We start from the raw sequence: 15,830 nt of genomic DNA, 5'->3' as shown, positions 1-15,830 counted from the left end.
TTTGGCAGATACTAGTAAATTAATACGATATTTCGAGGCCAGTGGCAGTGGCGAGGAAGCTCGTCGCATGCTAGATTTGGCTGAGCAGGTCGTAAAAGGTCGTCCCTATCGTGTGGCGGACTTTACGAGTCCTGCAGGCCTTGTTATTGCAGATGCTATTAAGGCTAATTACCCACAGTTAACAGTTAAAACTGATGGTGGCTATGAAGGGGCGGAACGCATTCGTATCGCTTTCGTAGACAGCGACTTTAACGGTACTGTGGATATGGGCATTCGCGCCCTTAAGGTGAATTGGGACCCTCGGTTCCGATTGCTCACTCATCGCGATGTGCTTGGCTCCTTAATGGGCCTAGGCATTGATCGCTCCAAATTTGGGGACGTTATCGTCCAACAAGGGGGCGCTCAGATTATGGTGGATGAAAGCGTGGCTGATTTCGTAATTCAAAACTTTACGAAAATTGCTATGGTTTCCGTATCTGTAGAGGCTATTGAGTTATCAGATATAGCACCAAAAGAAGAAAAAATTAAAGAAGTCCGCACTACTGTTGCCTCTTTGCGCTTAGATGCGGTAGCCAGCTCTGGCTTTAGTGTATCGCGCACTAAACTAGTGAGTGCTATCAATGCGGGCTTATTACAAGTAAACTGGCAACCAGCTAAGGGGGCATCCCAAGAAGTTAAAGAAGGGGATGTTATATCCATGCGTGGTCGTGGCCGAATGAAGGTAGAAGCTATTACAGGTACCTCTCGTAAAGGGCGTATCGGCGTATATCTGAAACGATTTATGTAGGCAGTTGAAAATCGGCTTGACCATCAAGCCGATTTTTTTGTATATAGTAGGACAGCCATGGTATCCATAACATTTCAACCTACAACTGAAGATATAATCCTATTCGTAGGCGGCGGAGAAGTAGCGGAACGACGGATGCAGCTTTTTATTGAGGAGCCTTGCCAAATTGTCGTTATCGCTCCTGCTGTAACGGATACGATTAGCCAATGGGCAAAGGAAAATCGCATCACTTGGTGTGATCGGGCTTTCACAATGGACGACGAAGAGCATATTATTTCGAGTAGTTTGCTGTTTATCTGCACAGATAATCATGAACTAAACGATACCTTGTATGAGCTAGGAAAAAAACATCGTGTGTGGACAAATCGCAGTGATGATCCGAGCGCGTGTAGCTTTACTGTGCCGTCATCCCTTGAACTCGGCGATCTTCATATTGCTATTAGTGCCAATAATGTAGGCCCGCGTATCAATCGTCTCGTACGACAAGATATGATGAATCGTTATGGTCAGTTGCAAAAGGCTATGCCTAGACTTAAAATATTTAGAGAAGAAGTAAAGTTACTACTTCCTACTCCAGAGGCTCGACAGAAATTTTGGCGAGACAATCTGACGGTAGAAACATTTGAAGCCATTCTCAAGGGAGAGTGGATGATTATAGAGGAGAAACTAAACTATGCAATTAGTGGTATTAGGTCTAAATCATAGAAGTGCCGCTGTAGAGGTGCGTGAACGTTTCTCGTTTGATAAAGACGAGGTAGTTGCCGCACTAAATCGCCTCTATGAATTTGACTGTATCTCAGAATGCGTTATATTATCCACCTGTAATAGAACGGAAATTTATGCTGCTTTAGAAGGTGTAGAATTCCCGAAGGATTACATGTTGGCAGTGTTAAAAGATTTAAAAGGAGCAGATCATATCGATGCAGATGCATTCTTCTTCTACGAAGAACGAGATTGTATTGAGCATCTATTCCGTGTTTCTGCTAGTCTTGATTCCCTTGTGTTAGGGGAAGGCCAAATCTTGAGCCAATTAAAAGGGGCTTATATTCAGGCTTATAGCGCAGGCTGTACGGGAACAATTTTTAATATTTTATTCCAACGGGCTATTAGCGTTGGTAAAAAGGTACGTACTAATACGGGCATTGCTAATACGCCTGTATCTGTTAGTTACACGGCGGTCAATCTTGCGGAGGACAGTTTAGATAAGCCATTATCCGAAGCTACAGTACTTATTTTGGGTGCTGGTACGATGAGTGAATTGACAGCTACTCATTTACAAGCGAAGGGTGTAAAAACGATTTTCGTATCTAATAGAACCTTTGCTAAGGCTGAAATGTTAGCGGAACGCTTTAATGGTAAAGCTGTTAAGCTCGATAACTTTGTAGAGTATGCTAAAGATGCGGATATTCTTATCACATCTACAGGGGCACCGCATTATATTATTACTGAAAAAGAAGCGAAGAAAATTACGACTCTTCGCAAGGGTGAACCAATCGTTATGATCGATATAGCGGTACCTCGTGATATCGATCCTGCGGTGGCAGACTTGGACGGTATTTATCTATTTAATATTGATTCTCTTGAAAGTGTAGTAGAAGAAAACAAGGCACAACGAGAAGAGGAAGCTCGTCGTGCAGAGCCTATTATTCATGATGCTATTGAAGAGTTGTTGGATAAATTGAGTTATTTAACAGTGCGTCCGATGATGGCATTGCTTACAGAAAAGGCAGAACGGATTCGCCGTCGTGAGTTACATCGCGCATTAGCTAAATTGCCAGATATTTCCGATAAGGAGCGCCGTGTTATGGACTCGATGAGTCGCATGATCATCCGTAAAATGTTGCGTGAACCGATGATTCACTTCAACGAAATTGCTGGTACAGAGGAAGAAGGCTTGTACTGGGACTTATTCAAAGATATGTTTAATCTTGAGAAAGAAGGCTAATGCCATGAGAAATCATATTCGAATCGGCACGCGAAAAAGTGCCCTTGCCCTATGGCAGGCTGAACATATTAGTACAGAATTACAACGTCTGTACCCAAATATTACGGTAGAGCTGGTTCACTTTAATACAAAGGGTGACCGTATCTTAGAGAAACCACTGGCTCAAGTTGGTGGTAAAGGTTTATTTACTGCTGAATTGGAAGCGGCTATGCATAAAGGCGATATCGACATCGCCGTACATAGCTTAAAGGACATGCCTACAGAGTTGCCTGAAGGCCTTACTCTTGGTGCCATCTCCGCTCGTGAAGTACCTTATGATGCACTAGTGAGTCCTGTGTATAAAACACTGGACAAATTGCCACAAGGCGCTCGTGTTGGTACCAGTAGTTTGCGCCGTCAAGCTCAATTGCTACATGTTCGCCCTGACCTAAAGGTAGAGGTGATTCGCGGTAATGTGCAGACTCGTTTGAGCAAAATTGAAACGGAAAAGCTAGACGGTGTTATCTTGGCTCAAGCAGGCCTTAAGCGATTGGGGTTAGAAGACCAAATTACACAAGTCTTCAAGGCCGACGAAATGATTCCTGCCGTTGGACAAGGGGCACTCGCTATTGAGTGTCGTGCCGACGATACGGAAATGCTTGACATGTTGGATCCTATCAACGATGAAGCAACGCGCTATGCCGTTGAAGGGGAGCGCAGTTTCTTGCGTCAATTAAATGGTGGTTGTCAAGTGCCAATGGGCGTACATGGCACCATCAATAAAGGTCAATTGACTTTAAAGGCTATGATTGCATCCCTCGATGGAAAAACTGTGTACGAAGGGGAAATCTCTGGTCCCGCTAAAAAGGGCGAGATCCTTGGTAAAAATCTTGCAAAAGCCTTATACGAAGAAGGGGGCAAACGTATTGTGGATGCTCTCATAGAGGAAGGAATCATAAAATGACAGGTATGGTATATCTAATTGGTGCGGGCCCTGGCGATGTTAAACTTATCACTGTAAAAGGTCGTGAATGCATCGAAAAGGCAGATGTAATTGTATATGATTATTTAGCGGATGCTCATCTGTTAGAATGGGCACGTCCAGATGCTGAATTGATTTACGCTGGTAAGCAATGTAAAGATCACACAATGCATCAATGGGAAATCAATGAGCTATTAGTCCAAAAAGGTAAAGAAGGCAAAATTGTAGCGCGTTTAAAAGGCGGGGATCCACTCGTATTTGGTCGCGGCGGTGAAGAAGCGATGGCTCTTGGCGAAGCTGGTGTACCATTTGAATTCGTGCCAGGCGTAACATCTCCTATCGCAGCGCCTGCTTATGCGGGTATTCCTGTAACACAACGCGCTATGGCCACATCCTTTGCGGTTGTAACAGGTCATGAAGATCCTACAAAAGCGGTATCCGGTATCCATTGGGAAGGCCTTGCTACGGCGGTAGATACACTTTGCTTTGTAATGGGTGTCGGCAACTTGCCTGTCATTGCCGAAAAGTTGATGGCTCATGGCCGGGCAGCTTCTACACCTGTAGCGCTTGTTCGGTGGGGAACAAAAACAGTACAAGAGGTATTGGTTTCCACCCTCGAACATGTCGTTGAAGATGTAGCAAAGGCTAAATTGAAAGCACCAGCTATCATCGTAGTAGGTGATGTAGTAAACCTTCGTGAAAAATTACAATGGTTCGATAATAAACCTTTATTTGGCAAAACTGTTGTAGTCACACGCGCTCGCTCCCAAGCAAGTGCATTCCGCGAAAAATTAGCGGCTCAAGGCGCTAATGTAGTGGAAGCAGCAGCAATTAAAACATCTCCATTGGAATTGTTTGAGGAAGATAAACGTATCATCAATAATACAAAACAATACCAATGCATCGTCTTCACATCTAGTGAAGGGGTTCGCTACTTCTTCGATGCTCTTTATAAAGAAGGCAAAGATACACGTGCGTTAGGCAATTCTAAGGTGGCAGCTATCGGCTGTGCTACGGCTCGTGAACTTCATAAATATGGCATCGTACCGGATATTATTCCTGTAGATTACAAGGCAGAATCTGCTGTAGAGGCACTAGAAGAAGAACTCAGTGCAGGGGATTCCGTATTGTTGATTCAACCAAAGGTAGCACGCGATGTAATTCCACGCTGCTTGCGTCATCGCGATATGGATGTAGATATCTTGCGTTTGTATGAAACGACACAAGATACATCTCAACAAGAAGCATTAGTAACAGCGTTAACAGAAGGCACAGTAGATTATATTACCTTTACAAGTTCTTCTACTGTAACAAATACAATCCAATTATTGGGCGACAATGCACTAGAGCTATTAGGCAATACTAAAGTGGCTTGCATCGGTCCAATTACGGCTGCTACGGCTATGAGTGCAGGTCTTAAACCGGCTATCATTAGTGATGTATATACAACTGATGGCTTAGTAAACGCTATTGTAAAAGACATTTAGGAGGATTACATGTACGATTTAACATACCGTCCTCGCCGCTTGCGTATCAATCCAGAAATGCGAGATTTGGTACGCGAAACGACACTCGACGTAACTGATTTAATTTATCCATTATTTATCGTGCCTGGTGAAGGTATCAAAAAAGGAATCGACACATTGCCAGGTCAATATCACTTGTCTGTTGATGAGGCTGTGAAAGTAGCGCAAGAGGCTTATAATCTTGGTGTGCGTGGTGTAGAAATCTTTGGTATTCCTACATATAAGGATGAGCAAGGTTCCTCTGCGTGGGATATGTCCCAACCTGTACAACAAGCCATCAAAGCCATCCGTGCAGCTGTACCAAACCTATTGGTCGTAGCTGACGTGTGCTTGTGCCAATATACTACAACAGGGCATTGTGGCATGATTGATGACCATGAAATCTTGAACGATGAAACATTGCCTTTGCTTTGTAAAGTTGCGGTAAGCCAAGCGGAAGCAGGTGCACATATGGTGGCTCCATCCGACATGATGGACGGCCGTGTAGGTGCTATTCGTGAAGCCCTTGATGCGGCAGGCTATACCAATGTATCCATTATGAGCTATGCGGCAAAATACGCATCTGCTTACTATGGTCCGTTCCGCGGTGCTGTTAATTCTGCGCCAAAATTTGGTGACCGTAAATCTTATCAAATGGACCCGGCCAATCGCTTGGAAGCTTTCAGAGAAATTGAACTCGACATCGCTGAAGGTGCGGATATTATCATGATTAAACCGGCCTTGTCCTACTTGGACATCGTTCGTGAAACGCGTGACCGCTATGAATTGCCGGTTGCAGTATACAATGTATCTGGCGAGTATGCGATGGTAAAATCCGCTGCAGCGGCTGGTCTTATCGACGAAGAACGCCTCGTTATAGAAACAATGCTTTCCATGAAGCGTGCTGGTGCTAAAATCATCATTACGTACCATGCCTTAGATATTGCTAAATGGTTACAACAATAAGGAGGAACTATGTTCCAACTCGGTAAATCTGAAAAGGCCTTTAACGAGGCTAAACGTTATATGCCTGGCGGCGTAAATAGTCCTGTTCGTTCCTACCGTAGTGTAGGATCTAACCCTCCGTTTATCAGCAGCGCTAGCGGCAGCCGTATTTATGATATCGATAACAACGAATACATCGACTATGTGTTGAGCTGGGGCCCTATGATTTTGGGCCATGCGAACCCTGAAGTTATTGCGAGCTTACAAGAGGCGATTCCTCGCGGCACTAGTTATGGTGCGCCTACACTACTAGAAACAGAATTGGCTAAAAAGGTGCAAGCCTTCATGCCATCTATGGAGGTTATCCGCCTCGTTAACTCTGGTACAGAGGCGACTATGAGTGCTTTGCGCGTAGCTCGTGGCTATACTGGTCGCGATCGGATTGTGAAATTCGTTGGTTGTTACCATGGTCATAGCGATGCACTCTTGGTAAAAGCTGGCTCTGGCCTTGCTACCTTTGGCGTGCCAGATAGTCCTGGCGTTCCTCAAGGCGTAGCAGAAAATACAATTACTTTACCGTACAACGACTCTGATGCGGTTCGCAAATTATTCGACGAGATTGGCGATACTATTGCAGCTATCATCGTAGAACCAGTTGCAGGCAATATGGGCTGCGTGCCTCCAGAACCAGGCTTCCTTGAAACCTTGCGAGAAGTGACTAAGACTCATGGCGCAGTATTGATCTTTGACGAAGTTATGTGTGGCTTCCGCGCTAGCAGCGGTGGTGCACAAAAACGTTACAATATTAAACCAGACCTTACATGCCTTGGTAAAATCGTTGGCGGTGGCATGCCACTTGCTGTATTTGGTGGCTCTCGTGAGATTATGAACCAAATCGCACCAGCTGGTCCTATTTATCAAGCTGGTACATTGAGTGGTAACCCGATTGCCGTTACCTCTGGTCTTGCCACATTATCTATTTTGCAACGGGATCCAACTATTTTTAAACAAGTAGAAGATACGACAATTGCCCTTTGTGAAGGCTTTGAACGTTTGGCAGCACAATACAATGTGCCTGTTGTAGTGCAACGAGTAGGCTCCATGTTTACCATCTTCTTCACTGATAAACCAGTTAAGAACTTTGAAGATGCAGCAGCTTGCAACGAAGAACAATTCAAAATGTTCTTCCACCATAATTTGAGCCATGGTATTTACTATGCGCCAAGTCCTTATGAAAGCAACTTCGTATCTATCTGCCATAAGAGCAGTGAAATCGAACGCACATTAGCTGTAGCTGATGAAGCTTTCAAAAAAATTAGTGATACACTACTATAAAAATGAGTGATACACTATTATAAAATATATAGTTTGTAGTTATTTATGTATCGATGTAGGTGATGAACATGCAGTTTTATAAGAACTTAAAGCGTGCTCGCGTGCGCATGGGCAAAAGCCAAATCGAAGTAGCAAAGGCCGTAGGTATCAGTAATGCGGCGCTTTCAAATTACGAAACAGGGTATCGCGAACCAGATTTAGATACACTCTGTGCCCTGTCTCGCTATTATGGATTGACCTTGGATGAGCTGTTAGATGTAAATGGAGAACAACACGAGCCCATCTATGATCTCAGTCCTGTACTCAAAAATAAATACATCGCCTATAAAGGTGAAGTATTTGAGTTGAAAGACTCACAAAAACGTGCGCTCTTGCGTGAGCTAGATAATCTATTTACTAAATTTGAGAAATCAAAAGTAGAAGATAAAAGTAGCAAGCCAAAAACGTACAAACATGGGAATCCACATATCAATCGGGCGGGCCTAGCTAGCAGTGCTGGTAGTCTGGCAGCACGACGAAATATAAAGTAGTGGAATAGACTACTTTGTATATTGAGTGGAACATGTTTATTTGAACAACTGAATTAGAGCAATTATAAAAGCACCATCTATCTTAATAGGAAACGACACATAAGTCGGACCTAGGTAGATGGTGCTTTTCTATTGCCCTAGTGCAAATGCCCGTGCTAAAGCTCTGGCAATCTTTGTTAAGGCTAACTATAAAAATAAATAAAATATAACAATATTAAAATATCAGTTGGTGATATAAGTTAGTTTAATATATAATTGAAATATAGAAGTGAATTGAATATTAACTAGTCTTAAAGGAGACATTATGAAAGTATGGAGTGGTGTAAAATCTATATTAGATCGAACACCTTTTAGGGTAAAATTTTATATTGGTTTTATCTTGTTCGGATTCTTCATAATGGGACTTGTTACTTTGCTTGCGTATATTAATAGACCGGGACAAATACAAAAACTAACAGTATATGAGCAAAAGTTAGTAGGTATATCTGCGTATAAAGTAGGTGAAGAGCACTTTGCTACAGGTAGAAACGGGCAGGTTTATGTTTTTAAAAATACCTATAAACGTGTTACTTTGGAATCAGTAAAGAATATACTTTCAGAAGAAAAGATAAACTGGCGTGAAGTAAATAAGAGTCATATTATAGGATATGATTTAGATGATAATATTTGGGTTGATATTACTCATGATATAAACACAAAGGATGTCATCGTTAAATTAGAAAAAGATAGGTAAAGTTAATATTATATTTAGTATGTATCATTTTAACTATAAGGAGATTTAGTGTATAAATGGAGTTTTTTGATTCTTTACTAAATTTATATAATACTAATTATGAGGTTAAAGATACAATTCAGTCTATAGGTCTTACTATTGCATTTCTTTGTATCCCTGAGTTGATTGGTAATCATGATAGCATAGAATCTTTTACTCCGGCTAAGCCTATAGTGAGACGTGTAGTAAGGATTATTTTAAGTATCCTTTTGATTTTTGCTATATTTACTTTGTTGGGGTTGCTGATGGATAATGGACTATTATAATTCACTAAGTAAAACGGGTTAATGATGAACGTATAGATTTTAAGCTAGAATAAATTAGTGGACAGAGGTATAACTATGATTTATTTTTTTATAAACAAAGTATAAATTTCTAATTATCTTTTTATATTTTCTTAAATGCTCGTAAAGCCTTATTCTATGTGCTTTCGAGTATTTTTACTGTAGGAAGATACTTCACGTTTCTTTGCATATTTCCTCATGTCTTAGCTGTCAGAAGTGGTAAATAAGTAGTAAATTCATTTGTACTACTAAGCAACAAGACGCTCCTGTTGCTTCTCTTTATTCAAGCGTTTCATTTCTGCCATTGCAGAATCGAATGTTGCATGTGCGTAATAGTTCAGCGTCATGGCTATATTAGCATGTCCCATAATGTACTGTAATGCCTTTGGATTCATTCCTGCATTTGCATAGTTGGTACAGAATGTATGTCGCAAACTATGTGGAGTGATGTGTGGCAATTTATCCTCGTTATACTTATTGTATTTCTTAACAAGACCTTTCATCATGCCGTTGTAATCACTTGCCACTTTTGGATAGTTCTTTCTATTAAGAAAGAGAAAATCACTATATCCATCAATCTCAACACGCTTATCATTCTTTCGATTCGCTAACACTCGCTTAAATGCTTGATAGGCTTCTTCAACCATAGGAACTTGACGTTCGCCACTTTTGGTCTTTGGTGTTTCAATGTAGTACCCAATTTCAGTATCTCTCAATAGCTGATGGTCTATATTGACAAGACGATTCTCAAAATCTAAATCTGGAAGTGTCAAACCACCAAACTCTGAAATACGAAGACCTGTTTTTAAGAGTATCAGAATTTCATCATAATTTTTGCTGTAGGTTTTATCAGCTTTTGCAAAGGCTAACAGTTTTTCTTCCTGTTCTTCTGTTAGTACGGTCTTAGGGACAGTATCATCATCAAGAACTGCTTTCAGTTGAAAGTCAAATGGATTCTTCCGAACACAATCATCTTGTATAGCAATATAGAATGAAGCCTTTAAAGAACGTTTGTAGTTATTGATGGTTTGATAAGCATAACCATTTTCACTCATTCTAATAGCCCATTCTTTAGCGTCTGATGGCTTAATACTGTCAATACTTCTTACACCTAACTTGTCTTTCTTCAAAATATCCATAAGATATTTGCGTCCAGTTTCAGTGTTTTTTCTAACCTTTGGTCTTTGAGCGTTCTGTTTTGCGTAAAGCTGGCAGAGTGTCATTTTCTTTCCTACAACATCAATACCATCATGAATGTCTTTCTGTAACTCTGCGATTTTCTCTCTAAGTGAGATACAATCACGCTTTCCTGCTGGTACTCGGTCTGTAGCCACAAGTTTCCACGAGTAAACAAATTGCGGTTCTCCAAATGAATCTATATATTTGTATAAGTATCTTCCGTCTTTTCGTTGGCTCTCTCCAGTCTTTAAGATTCGACCTTTATTGTCACGTCTTTTTTCTGACATGGCATTTGCTCCTTTCCTTTATGGAAAGAGCCTTGATACGACTTAATACTATTTTATCATATACAAGACCCTTTGGCGACGCTAGATTGCGTCCAATGTATCTATAATTTTTTCAAATTGTTTTCGTTTAATCTGAATACGATTGCCATTCATAATCAGCCAATTTGCATTTTTATTTTCCTCTGCCAAGCGTCGTAGCTTGTTTTCGCCAATACGAAAATATTTTGACGCTTCTTCAATGGTTAGGGTATAACGTTCCCAAATAGGAATGTCAGTCTGCTTCATAAAATCCTCCTTTCCAAATCACTTATTTGGATTTCATAAAAGTTGTTTTACCAGCAATCGAACAGCTTTAGCAAAGCTCACGGGAGTTCCACCCCTGCATGGTTATCATGTAGCCATACTCATTGCCTGCGACGGTTTTATCACGCTCGGACTATTGACTGTATGGGAGTATCATTATCACGATAAGAATGTCGTTGCAGGCAATCCTGCTAAAGATTGCTTCTCGGATCACTAACATGAATCGCTCGCTATCTTTATAAGATAGGTCATGGCGGTTAGTTCCGTTGGCTCTTTTCTTATCGAAACGTATTCGATTACTTTTATTCAGTTTTCAAAGAACAATGGCTCGTTAGCCTATCAAAACACATTGAAAGCTCAATATGCTTTGGTGGAATAACAAACCTCCCTGTTCGGGAAGCGTGGAATGGTTTAGCACGCTTCCACGAAAGGAGAGAGGATATTACTTAATTTCAAATGACAAAATCTTTGTAATCAGTCTGGTTTCCATTCTTCCACGTAAGACTTCATCAACGACCATACTTTGATTGCCATATTCATCTTTCATAAGTCGTAGGGAACGCTTCGTTATGTACCCTCTGTAATGATGTAGAATCTGGTTAATCGCTTCGGTATCGCCATCTGTTGCCTTTACAATGAGAGGAAAGGGAATCATAGGATATTGTGTTTTCATTCTTCAAATTCCTCCATAAACTTTTTAATTAAGGCTAGTCCACTGGTTCTATGCCGATAGACAGTAGAACGGTTCAATTTCAACAGGTCTGCAATTTCTGAATCGCTCATGTCCATAAAGTAAAACAGCAGTAGAATTTCACGTTTCTTGTCTGGCAACTCACGTAATGCTTCACTCAACAAATCATTTTCAACGCCTACTGATAACCCATTGAGTGTAAAAATCTGAAAGTCAGTTGAATAGTTATCTGTTGTCGCAAACTGGCTAACAAGATAATCGCCAACATCCGAAAAGGACACCTCACGCTTTGCAATCCTTGAAAGATAAAGCATATAATTCTTTCGCTCGTCTTCCATAGCACGTTTACAGATATAGTCAAACTGATTTTCTATTGTGGTCCGAAAAGAAGATGGTTTCATGTTTCTCACCCCCTTTCTGTCTAGGAAAGGAAGTGAGCCTTGCTCGTTTATCTCCTTTCACTCTTAGTCCCAATGTGAAAGGGGGATTTGTTGCATTACTGATAAATAAACTTTGTAAAAAAGTTCTGAATAGCCAAAAAAGCATATAAACAGATTTATTTCTCTGTTTACATGCTTCTGTTATTCTATCTATATGATTTATAAAACCACATTGGTGGACGTACTTATCTATTGCAGATAGACGACTTTTTTTGACAAGAACCCAATGTAAGGAAATTTATTGTATATGATGTACTTCATGGCGACGTTGACCTCCAACAAACCGCCATTTGGAAGTAATATACAATATTTTAACAGCGTAAATAGCACTACCATATAACGGTTTTTTTTATTGGCGTTTAGTAGTGCTTTTTATTAAATATAAACCTATAAACCATATAACACGTTTTTCTATACCTGTTTTTAATTCAGTAGGAACAGTAAAATGTATAGAGGTGATTTAGTATGCGTAAAAAAGAAGATAAATACGATTTTAGAGCCGTTGGTTTAGCGATTAAAGAGGCTCGAATGAAACGGGGTCTCACTCGTGAACAAGTGGGAACAATGATTGAAATTGACCCACGTTATTTAACAAATATAGAAAACAAAGGACAACACCCAAGTACACAAGTGCTGTATGATCTTGTATCATTACTCCATGTATCTATTGATGAATTTTTCTTACCTACAGATAATTTGATTAAAAGCACTCGAAGGTTACAGGTAGAAAAATACATGGATAGCTTTACAGACAAAGAACTATCCTTAATGGAAGCACTAGCAAAAGGTATCAATGAAGCAAGAAATATTGAAGGCTAGTCAGTAAAATTCAGATAAACAAAAAGAGCCGATAAGATGAGAGTTTCATTTCTCAAATTATCGGCTCTGCGTCTTGGCGTCTGGCTCTTTGATTGTTATTATATTCATTTTTTGAACATTAATTAAAGTTTCGTTCTTACATTTGGGGCAGTATAAAGGGAAATTTTTAAGTATAGTATCCACTCGTATTCGTAGTCTTGTTTTATTTCCACAAATAGGACACAATATCCACTTGTAGTTTATAATAACTATCTCCTCCTTTACACTTTAATTCAAATCTTTATTAAAAAATATTTCATCTTATTTAACAAGAAACCATATTTATATAACAACATAAAATACACTAAGTTATTTTATTATTGTCTTTAGACTGGTTCGCGACGTAGTCGCGAATCATAAAACCACCCGCTATGCGGGTGCGGCAACGAAAGTTATACAAAAAAATCACCTTGCTTAAGTATAATGTAGGTGTTCAAGCCGCATTATATGCAAAAGAAAGGTGATTTTATATGGCAACAAAGACACAGAGCCTTGCGCACACAAAATGGTTATGCAAATACCACATAGTATTTATACCTAAGTATAGACGTAAAGTTATATATAATCAATACAGAAATAGTTTACGTGAAATACTGAGACGTTTATGCGAATATAAGGGCGTCAAGATTATAGAGGGGGAGCTTATGGCAGATTATGTGCATATGCTAGTATTAATCCCACCTAAAATATCAGTTTCATCTTTTATGGGATATTTAAAAGGTAAAAGTGCACTAATGATGTTCGATAAACACGCAAACTTAAAGTATAAATTTGGAAATAGGCACTTTTGGTCCGAGGGTTATTATGTTAGTACAGTAGGTTTAAATGAGGCTACCGTAAAGAAGTATATACGTGAGCAAGAGTTACATGACCAAATGAAAGATAAACTTAGTGTAAAAGAATACGAGGGCCCTTTTAAGGGTAGCAAGTAATACATATCCCCTTTAAGGGGACCGTTACGAGTCAATGGCTATGTGGCTTGAACGTAGTGAAAGCCAGCGCCTTTAGACGCTGGCCTAGTAATACGGGCTTATAGCCCGTGAGCAAACCACCCGTTTTACGGGTGGTTCTGATTATAATTTTATAACTATTTTCAGATATTTTATTTTTTGTTATAATAATATTTAGAAAGGTCTGCTTTGTTTTAAATCGTTTATCTTTATAACTATAATAAATCAAAGTAGTCTTGTTTTTGTTTCCTGGCACTGCAAATACATTACATAATAATCAAGATTTAGCGATTCTTGAATTATTACTATAATGATGTGATAATGATTATTAAGATGAATACTCGCCTGTTTTTAAAAAGGTGTTTTTTACAGAGGGTATATATCTTTTACTTCAATATAGAGAGCGTAATTTTAGTGTAACAGGAGGAATTTAGGAGGGAAGTTATGAATCGGATTTACAAAGTTATTTGGAGTCGGGTGAAAAACTGTTATGTGGTTGTTTCGGAAATCGCTAACAATCGTGGCAAGATCAACGGAAGCACCGGCACAGGTGTGAGCACTCTTTTATGTGCACTTGCATTAGTGGGGAGCGTAGCACCGCCACTAAATGTTGCTCAAGCGGTAAATCCTGCCGGAACAGGGGCAGGTGTAGCCTGGGGTAATGGAGCCTATAGTGGAACCGATCAGCACAATGTGGCGCTTGGTGGTTATGCTCAGGCGAGTGGCACGGTCGCTTTGTCGTTAGGAGCACATAGTGAGTCTACAGGAGCATATTCTACCGCCGTAGGTGGCGGATCACATGCTACCGCTAAAAATGCGGCAGCGATTGGTCCTTGGTCTGAAGCGAGAGCAGAAAATGCGGTTGCTGTTGGTGCGACTGCTAAGTCTTTAGCAGAATATGCGATGGCTGTCGGTGGGGACTCGATGGCTAATGCTAAAAACGCGGTTGCCTTAGGTGCTATCGCCAATGCGTCACAGGAAAATGCGGTTGCCATCGGTTCAAAGGCTGAGTCTAGTGGAGAGTATGCTGCTGCCATCGGTGGCGGCGCCAAGGCGAAAAATAAGCATGCTATTGCTGTTGGTAGCCTCTCTGAGGCTACGGGAGAAGGTTCCTTTGCGGTGGGGAATAACTCAAAAGCTTGGAATAATTATGCTTATGCAATCGGTGGAAGCTCAAAGGCGACAGGTCAGTGGTCTATCGCTATGGGTACGAATGCGACGGCTCAGGAAGATAGCACTGTAGCGATTGGTACTTGGGCAGAGGCGACAAAGGGGCAAGCCACGGCTATCGGTAATCAAGCTAGAGCAAGAGCTATAGGGGCAACGTCTCTCGGTAGACTTTCTTTAGTTAGTGCAGTGGATGGTACTGCGATAGGGTCTTCGACCTCCGTTACGGGCCTAAATGGTACGGCGATAGGTAACAAGGCTAATGTATCAGTAAAGAATGGCGTAGCTATCGGTAATGAAGCAAACGTGGCGAATGAAAATGCCGTGGCTATCGGTGCCGGATCTGAAACTGCAGCAGCGGTTGGTACAGCATCTGAAATGATTAATGGCGAAGTACATAATTTTGCAGGTGCTAACCCTGGTTCTACGGTAAGTGTAGGTAAGGCAGGCGCGGAACGTACTATTACCAATGTTGCGGCAGGTCGCCTTTCCGCTACATCTACGGATGCTGTCAACGGCAGCCAACTATATGCGGTAAATACGGAAGTAAATAAAGGCGTAGTGTATGCAGGTGATGTAAAGGCTGCAGGGGCTAATGATAATAAATTTACTCAAAGATTAGGCGCGCAAACTAATGTTGTTGGTGGCGTGGCTGATGTATCTAAATTGAGTGATAACAATATCGGTGTAGTATCCAATGGATCTAATACACTAAATGTTAAATTGGCTAAAGAACTACAAGGCTTGACTAGTGTAACGACCGGCAATACCGTAATGAACACTGATGGTGTGACTATCACCGGAGGTCCGAAAATCGTAAAAGACGGTATTGATGCGGGCAACAAACAAATCACAAACGTTGCCAGCGGCGGAGATGTCATTACAAACGGC

Annotated in this window: 19 protein-coding genes; 14 read left to right on the top strand and 5 right to left on the bottom strand. The window is 40.8% G+C overall.

Going from position 1 to position 15,830, the window contains the following annotated elements; genetic code table 11:
• The first annotated feature begins 1 nt into the window (after position 1).
• The 10 genes from DW000_RS08325 to DW000_RS08280 all read left to right on the top strand — a co-directional run bounded on the left by DW000_RS08325 (position 2) and on the right by DW000_RS08280 (position 9,046).
• Positions 2-787 carry a YlmH/Sll1252 family protein gene (locus tag DW000_RS08325; RefSeq protein ID WP_004695229.1) on the top strand — a complete coding sequence of 262 codons (786 nt, stop codon included), beginning with the start codon at positions 2-4 and terminating at the stop codon, positions 785-787.
• A gap of 57 nt (positions 788-844) precedes the next feature.
• Complete coding sequence (locus DW000_RS08320) at positions 845-1,492, top strand: bifunctional precorrin-2 dehydrogenase/sirohydrochlorin ferrochelatase (protein ID WP_120056001.1); 648 nt, start codon at positions 845-847, stop codon at positions 1,490-1,492.
• On the top strand, positions 1,461-2,732 hold the full coding sequence (hemA, locus tag DW000_RS08315) for a glutamyl-tRNA reductase (RefSeq protein WP_004695233.1): 1,272 nt from the start codon (positions 1,461-1,463) through the stop codon (positions 2,730-2,732). The genes DW000_RS08320 and hemA overlap by 32 nt, the downstream gene beginning before the upstream one ends.
• Before the next feature lie 4 nt (positions 2,733-2,736).
• Positions 2,737-3,675: a hydroxymethylbilane synthase gene (gene hemC, locus DW000_RS08310; protein ID WP_120055999.1), complete on the top strand. Its 939-nt coding sequence runs from the start codon at positions 2,737-2,739 to the stop codon at positions 3,673-3,675.
• Positions 3,672-5,180, top strand: coding sequence for a uroporphyrinogen-III C-methyltransferase (gene cobA / locus DW000_RS08305; RefSeq protein WP_120055997.1), 1,509 nt, complete (start codon positions 3,672-3,674; stop codon positions 5,178-5,180). The genes hemC and cobA overlap by 4 nt, the downstream gene beginning before the upstream one ends.
• Before the next feature lie 9 nt (positions 5,181-5,189).
• Positions 5,190-6,164 (top strand): porphobilinogen synthase, encoded by a 975-nt coding sequence (gene hemB / locus DW000_RS08300; protein ID WP_120055995.1) that lies wholly within the window; start codon positions 5,190-5,192, stop codon positions 6,162-6,164.
• 9 nt (positions 6,165-6,173) lie between these two features.
• A complete protein-coding gene (gene hemL, locus DW000_RS08295; protein WP_120055993.1) occupies positions 6,174-7,478 on the top strand; it encodes a glutamate-1-semialdehyde 2,1-aminomutase in 1,305 nt (434 codons plus the stop codon).
• Between the two features lie 68 nt (positions 7,479-7,546).
• Complete coding sequence (locus DW000_RS08290; RefSeq protein ID WP_005385599.1) at positions 7,547-8,008, top strand: helix-turn-helix domain-containing protein; 462 nt, start codon at positions 7,547-7,549, stop codon at positions 8,006-8,008.
• A gap of 304 nt (positions 8,009-8,312) precedes the next feature.
• Positions 8,313-8,741 (top strand): hypothetical protein, encoded by a 429-nt coding sequence (locus DW000_RS08285; RefSeq protein WP_120055991.1) that lies wholly within the window; start codon positions 8,313-8,315, stop codon positions 8,739-8,741.
• 56 nt (positions 8,742-8,797) lie between these two features.
• On the top strand, positions 8,798-9,046 hold the full coding sequence (locus tag DW000_RS08280) for a hypothetical protein (protein WP_101928444.1): 249 nt from the start codon (positions 8,798-8,800) through the stop codon (positions 9,044-9,046).
• 266 nt (positions 9,047-9,312) lie between these two features.
• Here the strand turns inward: DW000_RS08280 and DW000_RS08275 are convergent, their stop codons facing one another.
• Both DW000_RS08275 and DW000_RS08270 read right to left on the bottom strand, forming a co-directional pair.
• Positions 9,313-10,530 (bottom strand): tyrosine-type recombinase/integrase, encoded by a 1,218-nt coding sequence (locus tag DW000_RS08275; RefSeq protein ID WP_001291561.1) that lies wholly within the window; start codon positions 10,528-10,530, stop codon positions 9,313-9,315.
• Between the two features lie 81 nt (positions 10,531-10,611).
• The gene (locus tag DW000_RS08270) at positions 10,612-10,815 is read right to left on the bottom strand and encodes an excisionase (protein ID WP_000814511.1); all 204 of its coding nucleotides are present in this window, start codon (positions 10,813-10,815) and stop codon (positions 10,612-10,614) included.
• On the opposite strand from DW000_RS08270, the gene DW000_RS09915 reads away from it, so the two are divergent.
• A complete protein-coding gene (locus DW000_RS09915) occupies positions 10,799-11,050 on the top strand; it encodes a hypothetical protein (RefSeq protein ID WP_120055989.1) in 252 nt (83 codons plus the stop codon). The genes DW000_RS08270 and DW000_RS09915 overlap by 17 nt on opposite strands.
• Positions 11,051-11,275: 225 nt before the next feature.
• Here the strand turns inward: DW000_RS09915 and DW000_RS08260 are convergent, their stop codons facing one another.
• Positions 11,276-11,506, bottom strand: a complete 231-nt coding sequence (locus tag DW000_RS08260; RefSeq protein ID WP_000857133.1) for a helix-turn-helix domain-containing protein — start codon at positions 11,504-11,506, stop codon at positions 11,276-11,278.
• Positions 11,503-11,925 (bottom strand): sigma-70 family RNA polymerase sigma factor, encoded by a 423-nt coding sequence (locus tag DW000_RS08255; RefSeq protein WP_120055987.1) that lies wholly within the window; start codon positions 11,923-11,925, stop codon positions 11,503-11,505. Before DW000_RS08255 ends, DW000_RS08260 begins: the two co-directional genes overlap by 4 nt.
• A gap of 504 nt (positions 11,926-12,429) precedes the next feature.
• On the opposite strand from DW000_RS08255, the gene DW000_RS08245 reads away from it, so the two are divergent.
• Complete coding sequence (locus DW000_RS08245; RefSeq protein ID WP_001227350.1) at positions 12,430-12,783, top strand: helix-turn-helix domain-containing protein; 354 nt, start codon at positions 12,430-12,432, stop codon at positions 12,781-12,783.
• Positions 12,784-12,840: 57 nt separating this feature from the next.
• On the opposite strand, the gene DW000_RS08240 is transcribed toward DW000_RS08245, so the two are convergent.
• The gene (locus DW000_RS08240; RefSeq protein ID WP_032506803.1) at positions 12,841-13,029 is read right to left on the bottom strand and encodes a cysteine-rich KTR domain-containing protein; all 189 of its coding nucleotides are present in this window, start codon (positions 13,027-13,029) and stop codon (positions 12,841-12,843) included.
• A gap of 263 nt (positions 13,030-13,292) precedes the next feature.
• On the opposite strand from DW000_RS08240, the gene tnpA reads away from it, so the two are divergent.
• The gene (gene tnpA / locus DW000_RS08235; protein WP_120055985.1) at positions 13,293-13,754 is read left to right on the top strand and encodes an IS200/IS605 family transposase; all 462 of its coding nucleotides are present in this window, start codon (positions 13,293-13,295) and stop codon (positions 13,752-13,754) included.
• A gap of 462 nt (positions 13,755-14,216) precedes the next feature.
• The coding region (locus DW000_RS08230; RefSeq protein ID WP_279386767.1) for an ESPR-type extended signal peptide-containing protein at positions 14,217-15,830 on the top strand (1,614 nt) is incomplete at its 3' end.

Source organism: Veillonella sp. AF36-20BH (genome assembly GCF_003602765.1).
Taxonomy (GTDB): Bacteria; Bacillota; Negativicutes; order Veillonellales; family Veillonellaceae; genus Veillonella; species Veillonella hominis.
Note: the sequence above shows the minus strand (reverse complement) of the source record. Positions and strands in the feature narration are given on the sequence as shown.